Source organism: Streptomyces sp. NBC_00631 (assembly GCF_045206895.1).
GTDB lineage: Bacteria > Actinomycetota > Actinomycetes > Streptomycetales > Streptomycetaceae > Streptomyces.
On sequence record NZ_CP107734.1, the window covers coordinates 7,503,014 to 7,526,039 of the forward strand.

Genomic DNA, 23,026 nt, shown 5'->3' on the forward strand with positions numbered 1-23,026 from the left:
CCCTCTTGACAATACCCCTGGGCCTGGATATGGCGCCCACCGCGGAATCGCAGGTGCCCGGTGCGGCATGAAACAATCGGATCGGCTCACCGGTAACGACAGCGAGCAGGAGACACACCACCATGCGCATCGGAGTTCTCACCGCAGGCGGCGACTGCCCCGGCCTGAACGCCGTCATCCGATCGGTGGTACATCGGGCTGTCGCACAGTACGACGACGAGGTCATCGGGTTCGAGGACGGCTTCCGGGGCCTGCTCGACGGCCACTACGTCCCCCTCGACCTGGACGCCGTCGGCGGCATCCTGGCCCGCGGCGGCACGATCCTCGGCTCGTCGCGACTGGAGCGGGACCGGCTGCGCGAGGCGTGCGAGCGGGCCACCGACATGGCCGAGGAGTTCGGCATCGACGCGCTGATCCCGATCGGCGGCGAGGGCACGCTGACCGCGGCCCGCATGCTGTCCGACGCGGGCCTGCCGGTCGTCGGCGTCCCGAAGACCATCGACAACGACATCTCGTCCACGGACCGCACCTTCGGTTTCGACACGGCGGTCGGTGTCGCCACGGAGGCGATGGACCGCCTCAAGACCACCGCCGAGTCCCACCAGCGGGTGATGGTCGTCGAGGTCATGGGCCGGCACGCCGGCTGGATCGCCCTGGAGTCCGGGATGGCCGCCGGCGCTCATGGCATCTGCCTTCCCGAGCGGCCCTTCGACCCCGCCGACCTGGTCAAGATGGTCGAGGAGCGGTTCGCCCGCGGCAAGAAGTTCGCCGTGGTGTGCGTGGCGGAGGGCGCCCATCCCGCCGAGGGCACGATGGACTACGACAAGGGCGAGATCGACCAGTACGGCCACGAGCGCTTCCAGGGCATCGGCACGGCACTGGCGTACGAGCTGGAGCGGCGGCTCGGCAAGGAGGCCAAGCCGGTCATCCTCGGGCACGTCCAGCGGGGCGGCACGCCGACGGCCTACGACCGCGTCCTCGCGACGCGGTTCGGGTGGCATGCGGTGGAGGCGGCCCACCGCGGCGACTTCGGGAAGATGACGGCGCTGCGGGGGACGGACATCGAGATGGTGCCGCTCGCGGAGGCGGTGACCGAGTTGAAGAGGGTGCCGAAGGACCGGATGGACGAGGCGGAGTCTGTCTTTTAGGGGCGGTTCGGTTGCGGGTGAGCCGCGGGTCGGTGGGGGCTGGTCGCGCCCACGCGGCGGAGCCGCATGTCGAACACAGCCGCGCGCCCCTCAGGGGCGCTCGGCCTCGGCCTTGTTCCAGAAGTGGTCGACTATCCGGGCCAAGAAGTGGTCGCCCGTCTGCTGCGCCTGCTCTGAACTGGGGGAGTTGCCCCATGACAGCGTTGCCGTCATCTGGCCCTGATAGTCCTCGTGCAGTTCGCGCAGCGCGTTCTCGACCTCCCGCTTGTCCAGTGGGACCACCTTGCTCACCGGGCGGACGTAAGCCTGCCACCGGGTCGTGACCGCGCTGCGCAGCAGCTCCGCCAGTTTTTCCTCCCTCCCCATGACGGTGATGAAGTCCGGCAGGGAGAGCCGCAGCAGGTCGGCCAGGACCGCGGACTGCCGCTCCGTGCCCTGCCACTCCTCGTCCTCCTCCATCGCGAGGTAGGCGAGGAGGTCGACGCCGATGGTCAGCGCCACGTCCTCCGGGGCCAGCCCGCGGGAGATCCGGTGCTCGCGCAGGGTGCGCGGCCGGCCGATCAGGTCGCCCGGGGTGCACCACAACACGCCCGCGAGAGCCGTGAGTTCGGGGCTGGTGGGGGCCACGGCCCCCTGTTCCCAGGCACGCACGAGATCCGGCAGGACGTACGGCAGCCCGTACGAGGCCCGCAGGTCGTGAGCCACGTGCTCGGGCCCCATGCCGAGAGCGGCACGGAGTCTGCGGGCGGCGGGGGCGTTGAAGGGGGGACCTGGCTGGTTCGGCAGAGCTGGGGGTCGGCGCACAGCCGACAAGGTAGAGGTGTCCGAGAGTGCTGACTACGGTCCGTTCGGCCAGGAACACGGATTGTGGGAACGCACGGATTCGACCGTACGAGCGACCTGTTCATCCCTTGACGGCGCCGCCCAGTGCGAACCCACCGCCCAGCCGGCGCGCCACCAGGACGTACAGCAGGATCACCGGCGTCGAGTAGATGACGGAGAAGGCGGCGAGCTGGCCGTAGGCGACGGCGCCACGGTTGCCGAAGAAGTCGTTGATGCTGACGGAGGCGGGCATCTGGTCCGGCGAGAGCAGCAGCATGAACGGGACGAAGAAGTTGCCCCACATCATCACGAAGGCGAAGACGGTGACGACGGCGAGACCGGGTCCCATCAGCGGCAGCACGATCCGCACCAGCGACTGGGCGGAGTTGGCGCCGTCCGTCCACGCGGCCTCCTCAAGCTCCTTCGGCACGCCGTCCATGAAGTTCTTCATCAGCCAGATGGCGAAGGGCAGTTGGGAGGCGGCGAAGAACAGGATCGTGCCCTGCATGGTGTCGATGAGGTTGATCCGTACGAACAGCGCGTACACCGGCACCATGATCGCGGTGATGGGCAGGCTCGTCGCGAAGAGGATGGCGAGCAGGAACGGCCGGTTGAGCCGGGAGCGGTAGCGGGAGAGCGGGTAGGCGGCGAGGGCGGCGCAGACGACGGTGAGCACGGTGGCGCCACCGCACAGGATCAGGCTGTTGAGGAGCGGGGTGAAGGTGATGTCGGGGGTGAGGATCGCGTCGAAGTTCCCGAAGGTGAACCCGTCCGGGATCCGTACCCGCAGACCGGCGTGCGGATCGACGGCGGAGAGCACCACCCAGGCGAGCGGCAGCACGAAGGCGGCGGCCGCCACGAGAAGGCCGAGGTCGGCGGCGAGACGGCGCGAGCGGCGGCGATTGCGAGGCATCTTTCGGCTCACACCTCCGTGCGCAGCAGTCGCATGTAGACGACGGAGAAGAGCGAGCCGACCAGGAGAAGGAGCAGGGCGACCGCCGTCCCGTACCCGATCATGCTGTTCTGGAAGGCCTGTTCGTACATGAAGAGGGGCAGGGTCTGGCTCCGGTCGCCCGGCCCGCCGCGGGTCATCACCCAGATGAGCCCGAAGACGGAGAGCGTCTGGAGGGTGTTGAGCATCAGGTTCGTCCCGATGGACCGCCTGATCATCGGCAGCGTGATGTGCCACATCCGGCGCCAGCCGCCGGCCCCGTCGACCTCCGCCGACTCCTCGATCTCGGTCGGTATCTCGTCGAGCGCGGCGGAGTACACGAGCATCGAGAAGGCGGTGCCCCGCCACACGTTGGCGAACGACACGGCCAGGATGGGGAGGGTGAACAGCCAGTTCTGGGACGGGAGACGGAGGAAGCCGAGGATGGCGTTGAGCGTGCCCTCCCGCCGGAAGAAGGCGTAGAGCAGAAACCCGGCGACGACCTCCGGCAGCACCCATGCCGTGATCACGATCCCGCCGGTGAGCGTCCGCACCGGCTTGGACGCCCGCCGCATCAGCGCGGCGAGCGCCAGCCCCAGAGTGTTCTGCCCGACGAGCGCGGAGACCACGGTGAAGACGAGGGTCAGCCAGACGGCGTTCAGGAAGGCGTCGTCACGGAACGCCCTGCGGAAGTTGGCGAAACCGACGAAGGAGGAGTGCGCCTGGCCGGTGAGCTGGAGGTCGGTGAAGGCGATCCACGCGCAGTAGACGATGGGCCCGCCGAGGAAGAGAAGGAGCAGGACCAGGGCGGGGGTGAGCGGGAGAGTGCGGGCGATGCGACGGGTGATCACTGTGTGACCACTTGGTTGTCGGTGACGTCCTTGAGTGTCGAGTCGTAGGTGCTCGCCGCCTTGTCGACCGACGCGTCACCGGTGGTCACGCTCTCCATGGCCTCCTGGATGGCGGTGGAGACCTTCGGGTACGCCGTGTAGGCGGGCCGGTAGTGCGTACTGGCGACGAGATCGGTGAAGAACCTGGTGCCGGGCTGCGCGGACGTGTACGACGGGTCGCTCGCGACGTCCTTCCGCACCGCGATCCCCGAGTTGGCGATGTACCACTTCTCCGCGTTCGCCTTGGTCTGCATGGTCTTGATGAAGTCGAAGGCGAGGTCGGGGTTGCCGGCCTTGGCGGGGATGGCCCAGGTCCAGCCGCCGGACATGCTCACCTTGCCGGGGGCCTGACCGTGCTGGGTCGGCATGTAGGCGAGGCCGAGTCGCGTGGACCAGTCGGACCACTCGTGCCCGCTCCCCTTGCCCCAGTTCTGGGGAAGCCAGGACCCGTCGAGGTTGATGCCCAGCTTGCCCTGGGGCATGAGTTCTCCCCAGACGGTGTTCCGGTAGTTGGGGTCGAGCGCGTCGGAGACGTCCGGCCCCAGCTTCTGCTGGTACACGGTCCGGACGAACGACAGCGCGTCCTTGAACCCCTGGCTTCCGGCGATCCACTTCTTGCTGGTCCTGTCGTACAGGGGGTCGGTGGTCCCGTCGTTGGTGCCGTACAGCAGCATCTCGAACCCCTGCATGCTGGCGGTCTCGCCGGCGGCCTTGCCGGTGTAGACGTTGAGAGGCGTGACGCCGGGGACCTTCTTCTTTATCGTCCGGGCGGCGGCGAGCACGTCGTCCCAGCTCCTGGGCTGCCAGTCGGTGGGCAGCCCGGCCTTCTCGAACACCCGCTTGTCGAACCAGAGCCCGCGGGTGTCGGTCCCGTCCGGCACGCCGTACGTCTTCCCGTCCTCCCCTCTCGCCGCCGACTTCGCGGTGTCGATGAACTGCCCCCAGTCCCGCCACTTGGCGAGATAGGAGTCGAGGGGTTTCAGGTACCCGCTGGTGATGTCGGAGTTGATGAGGAAGGTGTCCTCGTAGACGAGGTCGGGAGCGGTTCGCGGGGACCGCAGCATCTGCTGCAGCTTGGTGTAGTAGTCCGCGTCCGAGGCCTTGATGGGGACGAGCTCGACCTTCTTCCCCGGGTACTCCTTCTCGAACTGCTTCTTGATGTCCGCGAGATACGTGTCCGTCACCTTGACGGAGTTGTCCATGGACTGCTTGAAGGACACCTTCACGGTGTCGGGACTGCTTCCGGATCCGCTGCCGCACGAGGTGAGGGAAGCGGCGGTGGCTGTGGTGACGAGGGCGAGGGCAACGATGCTGACGGCGGTGGGGCGCACGGGCACGACCTCCTCGGGACGCACTGCGCTGTGGCCTGGGGGTTCGCTCTCTTGCGCTGTGAAGGTAAGTGGAGTGGTCTAGTCAGGTCAATGAGCGTGCGGGGGTTTGCTGGGGCAGGGGAGAGGTGAGGATGCCCCCATGTATTCCGTGGACCGCACAGGCCAGTTGGACGAGCAGGTTCGTGAACGGCTGCTGGCGCCGAACTTCTGGCATCTCGCGACCGTCGGGTCCGACGGCGCGCCGCAGGTGTCTCCCATGTGGGTGGATCTCGACGGCGACCACGTCGTGGTCAACACGGCGATCGGCCGCGTGAAGGAGGAGAACCTGCGACGCAATCCCGCCGTCTCGCTCTCGCACCACGACCCGGAAAACCCCTACGACCGGGTGGAGATCCGGGGGCGGGTGGTGCGGTTCGTCGAGGGGGAGGAGGCGGAGCGTTCCATGGACCGGCTGACCCGGAAGTACATCGGCGAGGACCGGTACCCGTGGCTGCTGCCGGGGGAGCGGCGGGTGATGCTGCTGATCGAGCCGGTGAAGGTGCGACGGGTGGTCGGGGTGGAGCCGTTCCGGCCCGGGGTGTTGGAGGGAGAGCGGGGCGAGTGAGTGGCCGGGCGGTGGGCCGTGCCCTTGCCGTTGGTGTCCGGTCCGCTTGCCGGTGACGGCGTCGGCCGTGTGCTTGTCGGCGTTGGCGAGGTCGCTGATGCCGCGGATCACGAGGGCGTCCAACTGGCCGTTCAGGTGGGCCGCGTGGGCGGCGCCCGAACCCTCCATCTCGATCGCGCAGGCGTCGTTGCAGTGGTGGCGGATGTGGGCGGCGAAGCCTGACTTGTCGTCGGCCAGAACGACGTCGCCGACGGCGGTCGGCTTGCGATGCCCTCGCACCTCGGGCATGTCCCGCAGCGCGGAGCGCGCCGCCTGCAGCAGTCGGTGCGAGCCGTGCCACACCTCGGGACGCGCCTGGAAGCCGTCCGGTGTCTGCTTGCCGCCGTGGACTGCGTACACCTTCGTGCCGACCACGACGTCACCGATCTCGATGTCGTCCTTGAGCCCGCCCGCGACGCCGACGAAGAACAGGGCCTGCGGGCGCAGCCAGATCTCAGGACGTGCCTTCGAGCGAGCCCACCTCCATGCGGGTCCCGTCGTGATGGACGAGTTCCTTGATGCCGCCCGTCAGAGGGGCGCGGACGGCGTCGTATTCCACGGGGAGCGCCGTGAGGATGACAGCGATGGGCTGGTTCGCGGGCATCCGTCCAAGATAGGGCCAACTCCTCTGTCAAGCGGTCCCGTCGGCTCAGGCGGAGGATCAGACGGTGATCAGGCCGACCGAGGGCTGCTGCGGCAGCTCATGGGCGGCGGCGCACAGCTTGGGTATGTGAGAGCCGTCCGACGTCACCAGCCGTACCGGTGGCACGCAGAGGGCCGCGGTGGCGACCACCACCGCGTCGACCAGACATTCGTGAGTGTCCAGGCCCGTCGTGTCCAGGAGGAGGGCCGCGGCGCGCAGGACGGCCTCGTCGACGGGTTTGACGTCGAAGCGGGACAGCAGGAACGCCAGGCGACGGCCTGCCTGTCCTGCGCGCCGGACTTCGAGTGGAGTGAGGGCGGACAAGGCGACTCGACGGCCGTTCAGCTCTGCCGCCTTGATCCGGGCGCGCATCTGCTCGTCGCCGTCAACGTGGAGGGAGAGCCCCTGCGCGTCCAGGACCAGCGTTCCTCCAGCCTTGCCCTGGGCCTTGAGACGCTTGCTTACCACTCGTCCTCCGCACGCCGCAGGGCGTCGGCACCGACCGGGCCGAACTCCTGCTCGTCGGCCTCGATGACCTCACGCAGCTTGGCCATGGCCAGCCACTGTTCCAGGGCCTCGGACACGACGGCTGAGAAACCCGTCCTGCCCGTCCTGGCCTCGATTTCCTTTATCAACGACTGGGGGAGGGACACGGACCGTTTGCCGGCCCGCTCCGGCGTGGGGGAGACGGCATGACTGCTCACTCACAAAACGTAACACCAGTGGTAGGAAAAAACGAGCGAGAGAGAGAACGGGCAGGTCGGAGGCGATATGGTCGTCCGGCGCGAGTCGGCCTTTGGGGTGGGGAGAGCCGTATGCCGGAGCAAGGCGTCACCGTCGGGCAGCTGCTGCTCGCCGAGTACCAGACGGTCAAGGACGAGCAGAAGGCACGGATCGGGTTCCGGGACAATCTGCTGTACGTCACGCTTGGCGTTGTCGCCGCCGTCATCGCGGCTGCCGCGCAGGCCAAGCAGGCGTCGATGCTGCTGGCGTTGCCTCCGGTGTGTGTCGTCCTCGGGTGGACGTACCTGGTCAACGACGAGAAGATCTCGGCGATCGGGTACTACGTGCGGGACGAGTTGGGGCCGCGGCTCGCCCGACTGGCGTCGGCTGAGGGGGAATTCCCCACCTTCGGCTGGGAGGCCTACCACCGGACCGACGCCCGGCGGCGGACCCGTAAGACCATCCAGGCCGTGATCGATCTGACGGCGTTCTGCGCGGTGCCGCTGGCCGCGCTGGTGGTGTTCTGGGCGGGCGGGGACGGCGGCGTGCTGCTGGTCGGCCTGTCGGCGCTGGAGGCGCTCGCGGTGGTGGGGCTCGGAGCGCAGGTCCTGCTGTACATGAGGCCGGCGAGCCCGGCACGGACCCCGGCCTGACGCCGTACCGCCGTACCGTTGACGGTCACGCGGCAGGGGGCGTCGGGGGACGGGACGGCGCATGAGAGCGGCTTTGCGGCTTTGCCGGCTGCCCTGGAAGAGGGCGCGGGTGGGGACGCCGGGCGGGCGCTGGCCGAGGCAGCGGACGGTCCGGGGCGGCGGCCGGAGGCGTTACGGGACTGGGGTGACCGGGTTGCGGAGCTGCTCGGCGGCGATCCGCGGGTTGCCGGAGCCGTCGCGGCTGCCATGGAGCGGTACGCGCCGGGGAGTGCGGCCGCCTGGTACAACGGCGATCACTCCGACTTCCGTGGCGGGGTCTTTCTGCGTGAGGTGGTCGGGGTCCAGGTCGTGATCCAGCAGGCCGCGGCGGCGCCGGAGGCGTTGGCCTCCCTGCCGCCGCGGCCCGGTGGGTTCACCGGGCGGGAGCGTCAAGCCGCCGACGCCTTCTCCCGAGCCGGCGCCCCCACCGAAGCCACCCAAGCCAGCGCCAGAGCCGACAGGCTCACCGTCGCCCCCACCGATAAACCAACTCCGGCCGCCCCACCTGCCCGTACAACGGACTCCGCCCGGCCCGTCCCGCCTCCACCAGGTGCTCCAGGTAGCGCCGAGCCGTGATCCGTGAGATCCCCACGCTCTCCGCCAGCGCCGTCGCGGTCAGCCCCTCCTGGGACTCCCGCAACGCGAGCGTCACGCGCTCCAGCGTCGGCGCGCTCAGGCCTTTCGGAAGCGCCGCAGGCGACGGCGCCCGCAGAGCGGCCAGGGCCCGGTCCACCTCGTCCTGCCCGCTCGCCTCGCCCGCCGCCGCCCGGAACTCCGCGTAGCGGGTCAGCCGGTCGCGGAGCGTCGCGAAGGTGAACGGCTTCAGGACGTACTGGACGACACCCAGCGAGACCCCTTCCCGCACCACCGCCAGGTCCCGCGCCGACGTCACCGCTATGACGTCCGCCTGATGCCCGGCCGCCCGCAGCGAGCGCGCGAACTGCAAACCGTGCACGTCCGGCAGGTGCAGATCGAGCAGCAGCAGATCCACCGGCACCCGGTCGAGGATCCGCCGCGCCTCCGCCCCGGTGTGCGCCTTGCCCACCGCCGCGAACCCCGGCACCCGGCCCACGTACAGGACATGCGCGTCCGCGGCCACCGGGTCGTCCTCGACGACCAGGACTCTGATCGGCTCCCCGGTCATCGCACCTCGCCCCCCGCCACCGACGCCCGCAACGGCAGCCGTACCTCGAACACCGCGCCGCCCTCCGGCGCCTCCGTCACCGCCAGGGTGCCGTCCAGCCGGACGACCGCCTGGCGGACCAGGGCCAGCCCCAGGCCCCGGCCGCCCGGTCCGGCCGGCTTCGTCGAGAAGCCGCGCTCGAAGACCAGCTCGGCGTGGGCGGGGTCGACCCCCGCACCCGTGTCCGTCACCCGTATCACCAACTCGGCGTCCTCCGCGTACGCGGTCACCGTCACGCGTGCCCGTACCGTCCCCTGGGCCGCGTCCACCGCGTTGTCGATCAGGTTGCCGAGGATGGTGACCAGATCGCGCGCCGACAGGCTCTCCGGTAGCAAACCGTCATCCAGCCGGCTCTCGTCCGAGACCACCAGCTCCACCCCCCGCTCGTTCGCCTGGGCGGTCTTGCCCAGCAGCAGGGCGGCGAGGACGGGTTCGCTGACCGCCGCCACCACCTGGTCGGTCAGCGCCTGCGCCAGCTCCAGCTCCGCCGTCGCGAAGTCGACCGCCTCCGACGCCCGGTCGAGTTCGATCAGCGACACCACCGTGTGCAGGCGGTTCGCCGCCTCGTGGGCCTGCGAGCGCAGCGCCTGCGTGAAGCCCCGCTCGGAGTCCAACTCGCCCATCAGGGACTGGAGTTCGGTGACGTCCCGGAGCGTGAGCACGGTGCCGCGGCGCTCGCCGCCCGACACCGGGGAGGTGTTGACCACCAGCACCCGGTCCGCCGTCAGGTGCACCTCGTCCACCCGGGGCTCGGAGGCCAGCAGCGCGCCGGTCAGTGGGGCGGGCAACCCGAGGTCCGCCACCGAGCGGCCCACGACCTCCCCCTCCGGACCCACCCCCAGCAGCTCCCGGCCCCCGTCGTTGATCAGCGCCACCCGGTACTGACCGTCCAGCATCAGCAGCCCCTCGCGCACCGCGTGCAGCGCCGCCTGGTGGTAGTCGTGCATGTGGCTCAGCTCGGCGGCGTTCATGCCGTGGGTGTGGCGGCGCAGGCGCGCGTTGATGACGTACGTGCCCAGCGCGCCCAGCAGCAGGGCGCCCGCCGCCACCCCCAGCAGCGCCGTCACCTGCTCCTGGACCCGCTGGCTGATCGCCTCCACCTTGATGCCGGCGCTCACCAGGCCGATCACCCGGCCGTCGTCCCACACGGGCGTCACGGTGCGCACCGACGCACCGAGGGTGCCCTTGTAGGTCTCGCTGTAGGTGTGGCCCTGCTGGGCCGCCTCGATGTGGCCCAGGTAGTGCCTGCCGATCTCCTTCTGCTCGGGATGGGTCCAGCGGATGCCGTCCGGGGTCATGATCGTGATGAAGTCGACCTTGGTGTCCCGCATGACCTGGAGGGCATAGGGCTGCAGCAGCCCCGAGGGGTTCGTCGTGTGGATCGCCGCGGGGACCGACGGCGCGTCCGCCACCGACCGTGCCACCGTCGTGGCCCGCTGGGTCGCCGCCTCCTCCGCCTGGTGGCGGTCGCTGACGTACGTGAAGAGCGCGTACCCGGCGACCAGCACCGCTATCAGCACGGCCTGCATCGCGAAGAGCTGGCCGGCCAGGCTGCGGGGGCGGGGGACGTGCGGGAAGCGCATGTCAGCAGTGTGCCTCCTGGGTCAGGCGCGAACTAAATGAACGGAAGGGTGACCGCCCTCACAGAACGGGAGATAGTCACGGCATCCCCCACATCCCCCGGACGTGAGCCGCACGCCGGTCATACCGACGAAGACGTCAAGGAGGCGAGCCGTGACGACGACGCCTACGGCAACACCCGCCGTGAAGAAAGACCGCACCCACTACCTGTACATCGCGGTGATCGTTGCGGTCGCCCTCGGTATCGCCGTGGGGCTCATCTGGCCCGACGCCGGGGTGGAGCTCAAGCCCCTCGGTACCGGTTTCGTCAATCTCATCAAGATGATGATCTCGCCGATCATCTTCTGCACGATCGTGCTCGGGATCGGATCCGTACGGAAGGCCGCCAAGGTCGGCGCCGTCGGCGGTATCGCGCTCGGCTACTTCCTGGTGATGTCCCTGGTCGCGCTGACCATCGGTCTGGTGGTCGGCAACATCCTGCACCCCGGTGACGGGCTGCACATCACCAACGCCCTCAAGGCCACCGGACACGCCCAGGTCGACTCCGAGGCGCTCGGCCCCGTCGACTTCGTGCTGTCGATCATCCCGACCACCTTCGTCTCCGCCTTCACCGAGGGCCAGGTGCTGCAGACGCTGCTCATCGCGCTGCTCGCCGGGTTCGCGCTGCAGGCCATGGGGTCGGCCGGGCAGCCGGTGCTGCGGGGTGTCGAGCACATCCAGCGGCTCGTCTTCCGCATCCTGGGCATGGTCATGTGGGCCGCGCCGATCGGTGCGTTCGGTGCGATCGCCGCCGTGGTCGGGTCCGCCGGGCTCGACGCGCTCAAGAGCCTCGCCGTCCTGATGCTCGGCTTCTACATCACCTGCGCGCTGTTCGTCTTCGTGGTGCTCGGCGCGGTCCTGCGGATCGTCTCCGGGCTCAACATCTTCACGCTGTTCAAGTACCTCGCCCGTGAGTTCCTGCTGATCCTGTCCACCTCCTCCTCCGAGTCCGCGCTGCCACGGCTCATCGCGAAGATGGAGCACCTGGGTGTCAGCAAGCCCGTCGTCGGCATCACCGTGCCGACCGGGTACTCGTTCAACCTCGACGGCACCATGATCTACATGACCATGGCGTCGCTGTACATCGCCGACGCCCTCGGTACGCCGATGTCGGTCGGTGAGCAGATCCCGCTGCTGCTCTTCCTGCTGCTGGCCTCGAAGGGCGCGGCGGGCGTCAGCGGCGCCGGCCTCGCCACGCTGGCCGGCGGCCTCCAGTCGCACAAGCCCGCGCTGGTGGACGGCGTCGGTCTGATCGTCGGCATCGACCGGTTCATGAGCGAGGCCCGCGCGCTGACCAACTTCGCCGGCAACGCGGTCGCCACCGTCCTGATCGGCACCTGGACCAAGGAGATCGACAAGGCGCGGGTGCGGCAGGTGCTCGCCGGTGAGCTGCCGTTCGACGAGAAGACGCTGCTCGATGACGGGGAGCCGGTGGTTACGCCCGACCTTCCCGAGCAGCGCGAGGAACTGGCGAAGGCGTAGTGCGCCGTCGCGGTCGGCCGCAGGCCGGTGGGGGCTGGGCGCGCCACCCGGCGGAGCCGCATATCGGCACAGCCCCGCGCCCCTGACGGGGCGCTGCTCCGCAGCAGCCAAAAAGCCGCCGGACGTCCGGCCCGGCCTGAACCCGGGCCGGCCGTCCGGTCACCGTACTCCGGGCGGCTGGGAACTCCCCCCGTGACCCAGCCGCCCGGTCCGCCCCGTCTCCACAGATGCGCCGACCCCTCGGCCCCGCCGCTCGGCCGTATCCACTAACGTGCCGTTCCTGTCCAACGGGAACGGCACGTCGGTATGTGGAGGCACGGGGGATGACGATCGACTGGGACCGGCGGCACTGCGCGCGCAAGGGGCATGTGACCTATGCCCCGGACGATCCCCGGCTGCGGGTGCGGCTGCACACCCAGACCGCGGTCGGGGAGGCCTGGCGGTGTCTGCGGTGCGGCGACTTCGTGCTCGGCGAGCCGCACGGCTCGGGTCCGGCGGCCGACGCCCCGCTGGTGCCGCGCGGGAAGGTGCTGCGGGACCTGTTCATCCTGCGCTTCCTGGCGATCGAGCGGGCCGTGCGCGGGGTGTTCATCGTGCTGGTGGCGGTCGCGGTGTGGAAGTTCAGCAACAGCCAGGACGCGGTACGGCGGCTGTTCAACGAGTACCTGGACACCTTCCGGCCGGTCTTCAGGCACTTCCACTACGACCTCGACCACTCACCGGTCGTCGGCTCCATCCAGAAGGCCTTCGGCTACAAGCACTCCACGCTGCTGCTGGTGGCCGTACTGCTGCTGGCGTACGCGCTGATCGAACTCGTCGAGGCGGTCGGGCTCTGGTACGCCAAGCGGTGGGCGGAGTACCTGACGGTGGTCGCCACCGCTGCTTTCCTGCCGCTGGAGATCTACGAGCTCACCGAGAAGGTCAGCTATCTGAAGATCGCGACGCTGGTGCTGAACATCCTCGCGGTGCTCTACATCGCCCTGGCCAAGCGGCTGTTCGGGCTGCGCGGCGGGCGCAGGGCCTTCGACGAGGAGCGGCAGAGCGCCTCGCTGCTGGAGGTCGAGGAATCGGCGGGGGTCCAGCCGACCTTGTCTTGACGTCGGCGTCAGGTCTTACGGTCGTAGGCATGCGAATCGGCGAGCTGGCCGCACGGGCCGGAACCACCACGCGCGCCCTGCGGTACTACGAGGCGCGCGGGCTGCTGCCCGCGCGGCGGGCCCAGAACGGCCACCGGACGTACGACGAGAGCGATCTGAGGCTGCTCACGCAGATCCGGACGCTGCAGGACTTCGGGTTCGAGCTGGAGGAGACCCGGCCGTTCGTGGAGTGCCTGCGGGCCGGGCACCCGGAGGGCGACACCTGCCCGGCGTCGCTCGCGGTCTACCGGCGCAAGCTGGCGGAGCTGGACTCGCTCATCGGCGAGTTGCAGGCCGTGCGGGCGACGGTCGGGGCCCAGCTGGCGCGGGCCGTGCGGGCGCGGGACGAGCTGGCCGCCGAGGCGTTGGTTCCGGGGGGTCCGGAGCCGACCTGTGAACTGGGAGGACCCAGGCAATGATCAAGGCGGCGGGTGTGGCCGAGGTGACGGACGCGGACTTCGCGGCGGAGGTGATCGGGGCGGAGCTGCCGGTGCTGGTGGAGTTCACCGCCGACTGGTGCCCGCCGTGCCGGCAGATGGGGCCGGTGCTCACGGCCCTCGCGGCCGAGGAGGGCGAGCGGCTGAAGGTGGTGCAGCTGGACGTGGACACCAATCCGGAGACGACGAACGCCTACAAGGTGCTGTCGATGCCGACGTTCATGGTGTTCCAGGGCGGTGAGCCGGTGCGGTCGATGGTGGGCGCCCGGCCCAAGCGGCGGCTGCTCGAGGAGCTGTCCGACGTGCTGGGCTGAACCGGCCGGTTATACGAAGAATCCCCCGAGCAATTGCGCTCGGGGGATTTCTCTGCGTATATTCAACAGTTCGTGACTTCAGGCCGAGAATAATTCGGGTCGAGTCACGGAGAAGTTCAGTGGGCACAGTATATCCGGCCGGGAGCGGAATTGTCAAACACCGAATTTCCAGACGATGAATTGCGCGACGAGCAGGAATTCATCGATGGACTGTACGCACGGGTGGACGCCCTGCGCGGCGACACGGAGGACTCGGTCGCGGACGCCCTCGCCCTCGGCGACAAGCCGATGCAGGCCCGCCTGGAGCGGGACATCCTGGTCGCCGAGCGCTCCGGGCTGCTCGCCGCGCTGAACGCGGTGGACGGTTCGCTGTGCTTCGGCCGGATCGACCTGACGTCCGGCGCGAAGCACCACATCGGCCGGATCGGGCTGCGCCTGGACGACGCCGAGCGCACCCCCGTCCTCGTCGACTGGCGGGCCGAGGTCGCCCGCCCCTTCTACCTCGCCACCGGCCACACCCCAATGGGCCTGCGCCGCCGCCGGCACATCGCCACCGACGGCCGCCGGGTCTCCGCCCTGCACGACGAGATCCTCGACCTCGGCGACCGGGAACGCACCGGCCACGAGGACCCGTCCGGCGACGCGGTGCTGCTCGCCGCGCTCAACTCGGCCCGCACCGGCCGGATGACCGACATCGTGCAGACCATCCAGGCCGAGCAGGACGAGATCATCCGGGCGCCGTACCGGGGCGTCCTGGTGGTCGAGGGCGGCCCGGGGACGGGCAAGACCGCGGTCGCGCTGCACCGCGCCGCCTTCCTTCTCTACGAGTACCGGGAGCTGCTCGCCAAGCGGGCGGTCCTGATCGTCGGCCCCAACCCCGCCTTCCTCGGCTACATCGGCGAGGTGCTGCCCTCGCTGGGCGAGACGGGGGTGCTGCTGGCGACGGTCGGCGAGCTGTTCCCCGGCGTCAGGGCGACGGCGCCCGACACCCCCGAGGCCGCCGCCGTGAAGGGCCGCGCGGACATGGCCGACGTGCTCGCCGCCGTCGTACGCGACCGGCAGGCGCTGCCCGACCCGGTCCTCACCGTCGAGCACGACCGTGAGGTGCTGATGCTCGACGACGGCCTGGTGAACATGGCCCGCGAGCGCACCCGCGCCGCCCGGCTCCCGCACAACGTGGCCCGCGAGCACTTCGAGGGCCACATCCTCAACACCCTCACCGACCTGTACGCCGAACGCGTGGGCACCGACCCGTTCGACGGCAGCAGCCTGCTGGACCCCTCCGACGTCACCCAGATCCGCGACGAACTCGCCGAGAACCCCGAGGTGTGGTCCGCCATCGACCAGCTGTGGCCGCGGCTGACCCCGCAGCGCCTGGTCGCCGACTTCCTCGCCGGTCCCGAGGGCTACCTGAGCGCCGAGGACGCGGCCGCGGTCCGCCGCCCGGTGACGCGGACCTGGACGGTCTCGGACGTGCCCCTCCTGGACGAGGCGGCCGAGCTGCTCGGCGTCGACGAGCGGATCGCCCGGGCCCGCGCCGAGCGCGAACGCGAGACCCAGATCGCCTACGCCCAGGGCGTCCTCGACGTCTCCTACGCCTCCCGCACCTACGAGTTCGACGACAAGGAGGACGGCGACCCCGACGCCTCCGAGGTGCTCTCCGCGCACGACATCATCGACGCCGAGCGGTTCGCCGAGCGCCAGGAGGAGGAGGACTTCCGCAGCGCGGCCGAGCGGGCGGCGGCCGACCGCACCTGGGCGTTCGGGCACATCATCGTCGACGAGGCGCAGGAGCTGTCGCCGATGGCCTGGCGGCTGCTGATGCGGCGCAGCCCGACCCGCTCGATGACCCTGGTCGGTGACCCGGCCCAGACCGCGGAGGCGGCGGGCGTCGGCTCCTGGTCGAAGATCCTCGAACCCTATGTGGAGGACCGCTGGGACCACACCCGCCTCGGCGTCAACTACCGCACCCCGTCCGAGATCATGGACCTCGCGGCGGCCGTGGTCCGCGCCGAGCACCCGGGGTTCGAACCCCCGAGCTCGGTCCGGTCGACGGGCGTACGGCCCTGGGTGCGCGCCACGGACGACCTCCCCGGCGCCGTCGAGAAGGCCGTCGCCGAACTCACCCCGGCGGAGGGCCGGCTGGCCGTGATCGCCCCCCGCGACCTGCACCGCGCCCTCGCCACCCGCCTGGACGGCGTCACGGCCGGCGCCGAACCCGACCTGACCCGGACCGTCGTCCTCCTCGACCCACGCCAGGCCAAGGGACTGGAATTCGACTCGGTCCTGGTGGTGGAACCGGGCCGCTACGGCACCAGCGACCTGTACGTGGCCCTGACCCGCGCGACCCAGCGCCTGGGGGTGCTGCACACCGGGGACCTGCCGAGGGCGCTGACCGAACAGACGCGCTGCGGCTAGCACTTCTTCTCCGCTGTCGCAACTCTTTTCTGTGGCTACTTTTCTCTTTCCGTTCGGGGCTCACACGTTCGGAAAGGGAATGCCGTATCGAGCCTTTGGTGCTTGGCAATCCGAAGCGTTGGCCACCACTTTTCATTTCTGGTGATGCGAACGGGTCAAGCTCTGACGTAACCGGGAAGTTGCGTAAAGAGGCAATCAATTCGGGGCGGGTGATGGACGGTGTGCTGGCTGCCGGGGAGACTCGGTTGGTGTCGGGCGGAGTGCCCGGCGCCGGAGAGCACATCTAAGGAAATTTCATGCCCGCACCCGGGAACGATGATTCGTTCGCGCCTGGCCAAACGGACGCCTTGAGTAAGCAGGTGGCCGAGCTGAATCGGCAGTTGGTCGAGCTGAATCGGCAGGTGGTCGAGGTGAAGCGCAGTGCCGAGGGGATACGCGGGTGCGTCGAGGAGATGGAGCGGCGGCAGAGGCGGCGGGGACGCCTGACCATGATGCTTCCTTTCCTGCCCCTGATCGTGACCGTCATCGATAACTTTGTAAAATAGCGATGTGCACTTCCGGTCGATTTCGATCGGAAGTGGCACTCAATGTGCCGTTCGGTCCTCCCCTGGATGCTTTCCTGTCAGTCTCTGGATGAAAGCCTTTCCGTAGAAGGGGGATCCGATGGTCGAGAATGAGCGTCCCTTTCCGCTTCCTGCTTCCAGGGAGCAGCAGGAGGAATGGATTCAGGCCGCGGTGGACACGCCGGGAGTCAACGTTCCTCGGGAGGCGCTCGCCAATATTGCACCGTTTCTCGTGGACCTGGTCGGTCTGCTGGGGTTGCCGGACCCTGTGGGGCGCCGCCGCCTGTTGGAGAGTGCTCTGCGGCGCATCACCACGGACGCTGGCGAGGCGACGGTTGTCGCGGTGCGGATGCACGGGGCCGGGGGCGTTGTCTGGGAGAACAACGAGCGGATCAGTTCGGCCTGGCATTCGCCTGCCGATCCGTCGGGGCTGACGGGCCAGCGGAGGGCGCTCGCCCGGGTGTACCCCTGGACGACGGCGAACGCCGACGGGCAGGAAGAGGCGTACGCCGCCTTGCGCAGTGATGTGCCCAGCAGGGCGGAGCTGATCGCCAATGTGCACCAGGCGGCGGAGGCTCTGGAGAAACGGGTCGGTCACCGCCCGTATGTACTGAAACAGGACCTCGTACTCAACGGTCAGCAGGAACCCGGCCTCTTCATCGCCCAGCAGTTCCAGCTCGAAGAGCCGCCGCTGGCGGATGAGCACGGGCGGCCGCTGCATCCCGTCGAACACTGGGGATGGATGGCCGTTCGTGGAAACAACCGTACGAAGGAGCGGCATGAGCTCTTCGGTCTCTCCTCCGCGGAGGTGCTGACCGGCGTACCCCTGAAAAAGCTGGGCGGCGAGGGTGAGAGTCTCGTTTTCGACCCCTCTGACTGGCTGGCACGGCTGTCCGAGACCCTCAATGATGAGTACGGCACCGTCGACCACTGGAATCCCGACAATCTGCTCCGAGCAGTGCAGGCCAAGAAGGTCGCCGTGGTCGAGGCGCACCTTGTGGTGGGCAGCCCCACACCGCGCCGCCTGTACCGCATCGTGCAAATGAGCAACCGGCGTGACCATGTGCACCCGCCCTTGGAGTTCGAGCAGAATGACCGCAGCCGGGCCGTCGCGCGCAGCGTCCTCGGCGCGTACGTGGCAGCGGGATGTCTGGACGAGAGGACCGCGGAGGTGCTCTCGGGGGCCGCGCCGATCAGCGAACTGCCGGGCGCGCCGAGCGACGCCACGGTGAGTGAACTCAGAGACCTACGCTCGATGATGCTGCTCGGCGAGCTCTTCCCCGTTGACCGGGAAAAGCAGTTCCTGATCCGGCGCGCGCTCAGTGAGTCGCCACCCTCCCAGCTCACCGCCCCCGAAGTGGCCCGTCGCGCCCGTGCATGGTCCGCCCTCACCTCCGAGAGCTACCCGAAGGCCTGGAATCCGCGCATCGGTGAGATGTTCCAGGTGGGCGATGTGCGGGGCGGCATCAAACTATCGGGCCGTCTGCTGCGGGACCTCCTCGCGTCCGCTGAGACCGACGAGGACGCCTTCGAGGAATTGGTGAGCTATCGCGCCGCCCACTGGCTGGCCGCCTACGGTCTCATCGATGCCGACCGGGGCTCGCTGACCGGGCAGAAGTCCGACGAAGACGACGGCACGGAGGCGACCCGCGTACGCCGGACGGTACGCAACGCCCTGAACGCTCTGCGGAACAACAGCAGGATCCAGGCCGTGGCGGTGCTACGGGAGCTCGCCAAGGCCATGGATCAGGACCGCCCCCCGCGCAAGGTCAGTCGGAGCGGTGAACTGTTGTACGAGCCCATGAAGGGAGCCTGGTTCAACCGCGAGTTCCCCAAGGAGACCGGAAAACGCCTGAACAAACCGCCCGCGCCGCGCGCCCATCCGGCGCAGCCGCGCTCCACACTCGGCGCGGGCGACGGAAGCCCGCCCAACGCACCCACTGGCGACGCGATGCCGGCCGAGCCGCACCCGGTGTCGCCTGGATTGCCGAGTGTTTCTGGGAACCTGCACGGGATTGAGCCCACCCCCACACCCACGCCCGAGCCGTTGCAGGCGGCTGGCGCGGACCAGGCCCCCGAGGCCTCGCGGCAGCCCGGGCACGCGCCCGCTCCCGACGGCTCCTCCCCTCTGGAGCAGCTCGCCGATGAGGTGCGCGTCCGTGTCGGCAGACTGCTCGACGAGACCCGGCGCGCACGGGAGACACTGGATCTGGTGGCCGACAAAGCCCGAGAGGGCGATGTGCGTTTCGTGTTCAGTCGAGGGCAGGCCGACGCGATCGTCCGAGAGGTGCCGCGAACTCTCCGTACGCTCCGTGAACTCCCGGAACTGGTCGAATCGTTGGCCGAGCCCGCGGAGTGACGCCCGCTGGGCCCAGCCGATGGTCCTACGCCGGCCGCAGCCACACCGTGGCCAGCGGCGGCAGGGTCAGGCGGATGCTTGCCGGGCGGCCATGGGCGCTCTGCGGCTCCGGCTTCACCGGGTCGGGGTTGGTGACGCCGCTGCCGCCGTAGGCCGTCGCGTCCGTGTTGAGGGTCTCGTGCCAGGCGGGGATCTCGTCCGGGACGCCGAGGCGGTAGTCGTGGCGGACGACGGAGGAGAGGTTGGAGACGGAGAGCAGGGGCGTGCCCTCGGCGTCCAGGCGGAGGAAGGCGAAGACGTTGTCCTCCGCCGCGTCCCCCACGATCCACTGGAAACCGGCGGGTGCCGTGTCCCGCTGCCACAGGGCCGGGGTCGCCCGGTACACCGTGTTGAGGTCGCGGACCAGGTCACGCACGCCCCGGTGGTCGGCCTCGGCGCCATAGCCGGGGTCGAGGAGCCACCAGTCGGGGCCGGTCGCCTCCGACCACTCCGCGCCCTGGGCGAACTCCTGTCCCATGAAGAGCAGTTGCTTGCCCGGGTGGGCCCACATGAAGGCCAGGTAGGCACGGTCGTCGGCGCGCTGCTGCCACCAGTCGCCCGGCATCTTCGAGACGAGCGAGCGCTTGCCGTGCACGACCTCGTCGTGGGATATGGGCAGGACGTAGTTCTCGCTGTACGCGTACACCATCGAGAAGGTCATCTCGTGGTGGTGGTACCTGCGGTGCACCGGCTCATGGGACATGTACTCCAGCGAGTCGTGCATCCAGCCCATGTTCCACTTCAGCCCGAAGCCGAGACCGCCGCTGTCGGTGGGGCGGGTCACGCCCTCCCAGGCCGTCGACTCCTCCGCGATCGTCACCACGCCCGGCGCCCGGCGGTAGACCGTCGCGTTCATCTCCTGCAGGAACGCCACCGCGTCCAGGTTCTCCCGGCCGCCGTGCTCGTTCGGCGTCCACTGACCCGGCTCGCGCGAGTAGTCGAGGTAGAGCATCGAGGCGACCGCGTCCACCCGCAGCCCGTCGATGTGGAACTCCTCGCACCAGTACACGGCGTTCGCCACCAGGAAGTTGCGCACCTCACGGCGGCCGAAGTCGAACTCCAGGGTGCCCCAGTCGGGGTGCGCGGCGCGGAGCGGGTCGGCGTGCTCGTACAGCGGGCGGCCGTCGAACTCCGCGAGCGCCCAGTCGTCCCGCGGGAAGTGCGCCGGCACCCAGTCCATCAGCACCCCGATGCCCGCCCGGTGCAGGGCGTCGACCAGGTGCTTGAAGTCGTCGGGGGTGCCGAGCCGGGCCGTCGGCGCGTAGAAGCCGGTGACCTGGTAGCCCCAGGAGCCGCCGAAGGGATGCTCGGCGACCGGCATCAGCTCCACATGCGTGAAGCCCAGGTCGGCGACGTAGGCGGGCAGTTGCTCGGCCAGTTCGCGGTAGGTCAGGCCGGGGCGCCAGGACGGCAGGTGCACCTCGTAGACCGAGAAGGGGGCCTCGTGGACGGGGGTGTCGCCCCGGTGCGCCATCCACTCCGCGTCCGTCCACTCGTGATGGGAGGCGTGCACGATCGACGACGTCTGCGGCGGCACCTCCGTGTGCCGGGCCATCGGATCCGCCCGCAGCGTCCGGGAGCCGTCCGGGCGGGTGATGTCGAACTTGTACAGCTCGCCCGCGCCGACACCCGGCAGGAACAGCTCCCAGATCCCCGAGGAGCCGAGCGAGCGCATCGGGTACCCGGTGCCGTCCCAGAAGTTGAAACCCCCGGCCAGCCGCACCCCCCGCGCGTTCGGCGCCCACACCGAGAACCGGGTGCCCGGCACGCCCTGGTGGGTCGTCGGACGCGCACCGAGCACCTCCCACAGCCGCTCGTGCCGGCCCTCGCCGATCAGGTGCAGGTCCAGATCGCCGAGGGTGGGCAGGAAGCGGTACGCGTCCTCGGTCTCCTGGACCGTCCCCTCGTACTCCACCAGCAGCCGGTAGACCGGCACCTCGGAGACGGGCAGCAGCGCGGAGAAGAAACCGTCGCCGTCGTCGTGCAGCGCGGCCCGCAGACCCTTCCCCGCCACGGCCGTCACCGCGCGGGCGTACGGGCGGAACGCGCGGACGGCGATCCCGCCCGGGACGGGATGCGCGCCCAGCACCGAGTGCGGGTCGTGATGGGTGCCCTGCAGCAGCCGTTCGCGGTCGCCGGGGGCTACGGACACGGGGTTCATGGAGGTCACGGACGCGTCTCCCGGAGATCAGGTCGGGTCGGAGGTGGCCAGGCGGTGTACGGCCGACAGTGGGACGGGAAGCCAGTCGGGGCGGTGCCGGGCCTCGTAGACGACCTCGTAGACGGCCTTGTCGGTCTCGTAGGCCCGCAGCAGGACGGGATCGGTGCGCGGGTCGACGCCGGTGATCTCGGCGTAGCCGGAACAGTAGGCCGCCCGGCACACCCGCGCCCAGCCGGGGGCCGGCGGGGTCACCGAGTGGGCCGCGTAGTCGAAGGAGCGCAGCATCCCGGCGATGTCCCGCACCGGCGGCTGCGGCATCCGGCGCTCGGCCAGCGGGCGGGCCGGCTCCCCCTCGAAGTCGATCAGCGACCACTCCCCGGACGGTGCGCGCAGGCACTGCCCCAGGTGCAGGTCGCCGTGGACCCGCTGGGCGGTCCAGGTACGGCCCTCGGCGGCCAGGTCGCCCAGCGCGGTGTAGGCGGACCGCAGCCCGTCCTCGTACGGCCGCAGCGCCGGCACCGCCTGCACGGCCGCCGCCAGCCGCTCGACCATGCCCGCGACCTGCGGCTCCAGCTGGCTGTGGCCGACGGTCACGGTCGGCAGTGCCCGGGCCAGCGCCATGTGCACCTCGGCGGTGGCCCGCCCCAGCGCCCGCGCCTCGGCCGCGAAGTCCTCGCCCTTCGCCAGCTCGCGCAGCGCCAGCTCCCAGCCGTCGGTCGCGCCGCGCACGAAGGGCTGCAGGACGGCCAGGACGTACGGCTCGCCGGGTTTGTCGGCCGGCTCCGCCCGCAGCCAGGCCGTCGGCGCGGGCACCCGGGCGCAGCCCTCGCGGGCCAGGGCCAGGGGGATCTCCAGGTCGGGGTTGACGCCGGGCACCACCCGGCGCAACAGCTTCAGGATGAACGTATCTCCGTAGACGACCGAGGAATTGGACTGCTCGCCGGTCATCAGCCGGGCCACCAGCCCGTCGCGTATCTCCTGGCTTGGGTCGCTCTCGAAGCGCAGTCCGCCGATCCGGGCCCGGGTGCGCAGGGCCTCCAGGAGCATCTCGGCGGGCCGGGGGTCGTACAGGGCGTCGTAGACCGTCTGTCCGGCCAGCGGGCCCTCGGTCACGTGTCCGATCAGCGCGGGCGCCAGCCGGGGTGGCAGCGCCTCGCGCACGCCTATGAGGAGCTGGTAGCAGTCGCCGGCCTCGGCCGGGGCGGGCGGCTGATGGGCGCGGACCAGCAGATGGCGCAGGCCCAGCCCGCCGTCCGAGGGCAGGAGTTCGGTCTCGGCCACCGGGGAGAAGCCGGTGACCGGGGACCCCTTGCCGGCGAACCAGCGCTGCCGGGGCAGCCACTCGCGCAGCAGGGGGTCGAGCGAGGCGAGAAGAGCGGGCGTGGAGGGGCTGACCGTTTCCGCCATGGCGGTACGTCCTTTCCCCGGGTCGTCGGGGGCGTTACTGATGCGTGCCCCGGGCGGGCCGGAGGAAACCAACCGCCGCCGCCC

General features: G+C 70.0%; 20 protein-coding genes and 1 pseudogene. 10 read left to right on the forward strand and 11 right to left on the reverse strand.

Annotated elements, in window-relative coordinates; translation table 11 throughout:
• The first annotated feature begins 122 nt into the window (after positions 1 to 122).
• Complete coding sequence (locus OHB00_RS34685; RefSeq protein WP_406440704.1) at positions 123 to 1,148, forward strand: ATP-dependent 6-phosphofructokinase; 1,026 nt, start codon at positions 123 to 125, stop codon at positions 1,146 to 1,148.
• Between the two features lie 90 nt (positions 1,149 to 1,238).
• Here the strand turns inward: OHB00_RS34685 and OHB00_RS34690 are convergent, their stop codons facing one another.
• The 4 genes from OHB00_RS34690 to OHB00_RS34705 all read right to left on the reverse strand — a co-directional run bounded on the left by OHB00_RS34690 (position 1,239) and on the right by OHB00_RS34705 (position 5,122).
• Positions 1,239 to 1,952, reverse strand: a complete 714-nt coding sequence (locus tag OHB00_RS34690; protein WP_406440706.1) for an XRE family transcriptional regulator — start codon at positions 1,950 to 1,952, stop codon at positions 1,239 to 1,241.
• Between the two features lie 100 nt (positions 1,953 to 2,052).
• Positions 2,053 to 2,883, reverse strand: a complete 831-nt coding sequence (locus OHB00_RS34695) for a carbohydrate ABC transporter permease (RefSeq protein WP_406440708.1) — start codon at positions 2,881 to 2,883, stop codon at positions 2,053 to 2,055.
• An 8-nt stretch (positions 2,884 to 2,891) separates the two neighbouring features.
• On the reverse strand, positions 2,892 to 3,752 hold the full coding sequence (locus OHB00_RS34700) for a carbohydrate ABC transporter permease (RefSeq protein ID WP_406440710.1): 861 nt from the start codon (positions 3,750 to 3,752) through the stop codon (positions 2,892 to 2,894).
• Positions 3,749 to 5,122, reverse strand: a complete 1,374-nt coding sequence (locus tag OHB00_RS34705; protein WP_406440712.1) for an extracellular solute-binding protein — start codon at positions 5,120 to 5,122, stop codon at positions 3,749 to 3,751. Before OHB00_RS34705 ends, OHB00_RS34700 begins: the two co-directional genes overlap by 4 nt.
• 148 nt (positions 5,123 to 5,270) lie before the next feature.
• On the opposite strand from OHB00_RS34705, the gene OHB00_RS34710 reads away from it, so the two are divergent.
• Positions 5,271 to 5,726 (forward strand): PPOX class F420-dependent oxidoreductase, encoded by a 456-nt coding sequence (locus OHB00_RS34710; protein WP_406446123.1) that lies wholly within the window; start codon positions 5,271 to 5,273, stop codon positions 5,724 to 5,726.
• Positions 5,727 to 5,783: 57 nt separating this feature from the next.
• Here the strand turns inward: OHB00_RS34710 and OHB00_RS34715 are convergent.
• The 3 genes and pseudogenes from OHB00_RS34715 to OHB00_RS34725 form a co-directional block, all read right to left on the reverse strand.
• Positions 5,784 to 6,369, reverse strand: a pseudogene (locus OHB00_RS34715) (5'-methylthioadenosine/S-adenosylhomocysteine nucleosidase); the annotation flags it as partial.
• Between the two features lie 57 nt (positions 6,370 to 6,426).
• The gene (locus OHB00_RS34720; RefSeq protein WP_406440714.1) at positions 6,427 to 6,876 is read right to left on the reverse strand and encodes a DNA-binding protein; all 450 of its coding nucleotides are present in this window, start codon (positions 6,874 to 6,876) and stop codon (positions 6,427 to 6,429) included.
• A complete protein-coding gene (locus tag OHB00_RS34725; RefSeq protein WP_361290396.1) occupies positions 6,870 to 7,112 on the reverse strand; it encodes a hypothetical protein in 243 nt (80 codons plus the stop codon). The genes OHB00_RS34720 and OHB00_RS34725 overlap by 7 nt, the downstream gene beginning before the upstream one ends.
• A gap of 111 nt (positions 7,113 to 7,223) precedes the next feature.
• On the opposite strand from OHB00_RS34725, the gene OHB00_RS34730 reads away from it, so the two are divergent.
• The gene (locus OHB00_RS34730; protein WP_406440716.1) at positions 7,224 to 7,784 is read left to right on the forward strand and encodes a hypothetical protein; all 561 of its coding nucleotides are present in this window, start codon (positions 7,224 to 7,226) and stop codon (positions 7,782 to 7,784) included.
• 502 nt (positions 7,785 to 8,286) lie between these two features.
• On the opposite strand, the gene OHB00_RS34735 is transcribed toward OHB00_RS34730, so the two are convergent.
• Together OHB00_RS34735 and OHB00_RS34740 are read right to left on the reverse strand one after the other, a co-directional pair.
• Positions 8,287 to 8,967, reverse strand: a complete 681-nt coding sequence (locus OHB00_RS34735; protein WP_406440718.1) for a response regulator — start codon at positions 8,965 to 8,967, stop codon at positions 8,287 to 8,289.
• Positions 8,964 to 10,589 carry an ATP-binding protein gene (locus OHB00_RS34740; RefSeq protein WP_406440720.1) on the reverse strand — a complete coding sequence of 542 codons (1,626 nt, stop codon included), beginning with the start codon at positions 10,587 to 10,589 and terminating at the stop codon, positions 8,964 to 8,966. The genes OHB00_RS34735 and OHB00_RS34740 overlap by 4 nt, the downstream gene beginning before the upstream one ends.
• A 151-nt stretch (positions 10,590 to 10,740) precedes the next feature.
• On the opposite strand from OHB00_RS34740, the gene OHB00_RS34745 reads away from it, so the two are divergent.
• The 7 genes from OHB00_RS34745 (at position 10,741) to OHB00_RS34775 (ending at position 19,335) form a co-directional block, all read left to right on the forward strand.
• Positions 10,741 to 12,108, forward strand: a complete 1,368-nt coding sequence (locus tag OHB00_RS34745) for a cation:dicarboxylate symporter family transporter (protein WP_406440721.1) — start codon at positions 10,741 to 10,743, stop codon at positions 12,106 to 12,108.
• 323 nt (positions 12,109 to 12,431) lie between these two features.
• On the forward strand, positions 12,432 to 13,205 hold the full coding sequence (locus OHB00_RS34750) for a DUF2127 domain-containing protein (protein ID WP_406440723.1): 774 nt from the start codon (positions 12,432 to 12,434) through the stop codon (positions 13,203 to 13,205).
• 29 nt (positions 13,206 to 13,234) lie between these two features.
• Positions 13,235 to 13,663 carry a MerR family transcriptional regulator gene (locus OHB00_RS34755; protein ID WP_406440725.1) on the forward strand — a complete coding sequence of 143 codons (429 nt, stop codon included), beginning with the start codon at positions 13,235 to 13,237 and terminating at the stop codon, positions 13,661 to 13,663.
• 14 nt (positions 13,664 to 13,677) lie between these two features.
• Complete coding sequence (locus OHB00_RS34760) at positions 13,678 to 13,995, forward strand: thioredoxin family protein (RefSeq protein WP_406446124.1); 318 nt, start codon at positions 13,678 to 13,680, stop codon at positions 13,993 to 13,995.
• 180 nt (positions 13,996 to 14,175) lie between these two features.
• Positions 14,176 to 16,413: a HelD family protein gene (locus OHB00_RS34765; RefSeq protein WP_406440727.1), complete on the forward strand. Its 2,238-nt coding sequence runs from the start codon at positions 14,176 to 14,178 to the stop codon at positions 16,411 to 16,413.
• A 296-nt stretch (positions 16,414 to 16,709) separates the two neighbouring features.
• Positions 16,710 to 16,958 carry a hypothetical protein gene (locus OHB00_RS34770; RefSeq protein ID WP_406440728.1) on the forward strand — a complete coding sequence of 83 codons (249 nt, stop codon included), beginning with the start codon at positions 16,710 to 16,712 and terminating at the stop codon, positions 16,956 to 16,958.
• Between the two features lie 118 nt (positions 16,959 to 17,076).
• Positions 17,077 to 19,335 (forward strand): hypothetical protein, encoded by a 2,259-nt coding sequence (locus OHB00_RS34775; RefSeq protein ID WP_406440730.1) that lies wholly within the window; start codon positions 17,077 to 17,079, stop codon positions 19,333 to 19,335.
• A 25-nt stretch (positions 19,336 to 19,360) separates the two neighbouring features.
• Here the strand turns inward: OHB00_RS34775 and glgB are convergent, their stop codons facing one another.
• On the reverse strand, positions 19,361 to 21,535 hold the full coding sequence (gene glgB / locus OHB00_RS34780) for a 1,4-alpha-glucan branching enzyme (protein WP_406446126.1): 2,175 nt from the start codon (positions 21,533 to 21,535) through the stop codon (positions 19,361 to 19,363).
• A 27-nt stretch (positions 21,536 to 21,562) separates the two neighbouring features.
• On the reverse strand, positions 21,563 to 22,942 hold the full coding sequence (locus OHB00_RS34785) for a maltokinase N-terminal cap-like domain-containing protein (protein WP_406440732.1): 1,380 nt from the start codon (positions 22,940 to 22,942) through the stop codon (positions 21,563 to 21,565).
• Positions 22,943 to 23,026: the final 84 nt, after the last annotated feature.

Coding starts and splice junctions, on each gene's coding strand:
- OHB00_RS34685 (WP_406440704.1), top strand. CDS start 123: ATGCGCATCGGAGTTCTCACCGCAGGCGGCGACTGCCCCGGCCTGAAC.
- OHB00_RS34695 (WP_406440708.1), bottom strand. CDS start 2,883: ATGCCTCGCAATCGCCGCCGCTCGCGCCGTCTCGCCGCCGACCTCGGC.
- OHB00_RS34730 (WP_406440716.1), top strand. CDS start 7,224: ATGCCGGAGCAAGGCGTCACCGTCGGGCAGCTGCTGCTCGCCGAGTAC.
- OHB00_RS34735 (WP_406440718.1), bottom strand. CDS start 8,967: ATGACCGGGGAGCCGATCAGAGTCCTGGTCGTCGAGGACGACCCGGTG.
- OHB00_RS34740 (WP_406440720.1), bottom strand. CDS start 10,589: ATGCGCTTCCCGCACGTCCCCCGCCCCCGCAGCCTGGCCGGCCAGCTC.
- OHB00_RS34750 (WP_406440723.1), top strand. CDS start 12,432: ATGACGATCGACTGGGACCGGCGGCACTGCGCGCGCAAGGGGCATGTG.
- OHB00_RS34755 (WP_406440725.1), top strand. CDS start 13,235: ATGCGAATCGGCGAGCTGGCCGCACGGGCCGGAACCACCACGCGCGCC.
- OHB00_RS34770 (WP_406440728.1), top strand. CDS start 16,710: ATGCCCGCACCCGGGAACGATGATTCGTTCGCGCCTGGCCAAACGGAC.
- OHB00_RS34775 (WP_406440730.1), top strand. CDS start 17,077: ATGGTCGAGAATGAGCGTCCCTTTCCGCTTCCTGCTTCCAGGGAGCAG.
- glgB (WP_406446126.1), bottom strand. CDS start 21,535: ATGAACCCCGTGTCCGTAGCCCCCGGCGACCGCGAACGGCTGCTGCAG.
- OHB00_RS34785 (WP_406440732.1), bottom strand. CDS start 22,942: ATGGCGGAAACGGTCAGCCCCTCCACGCCCGCTCTTCTCGCCTCGCTC.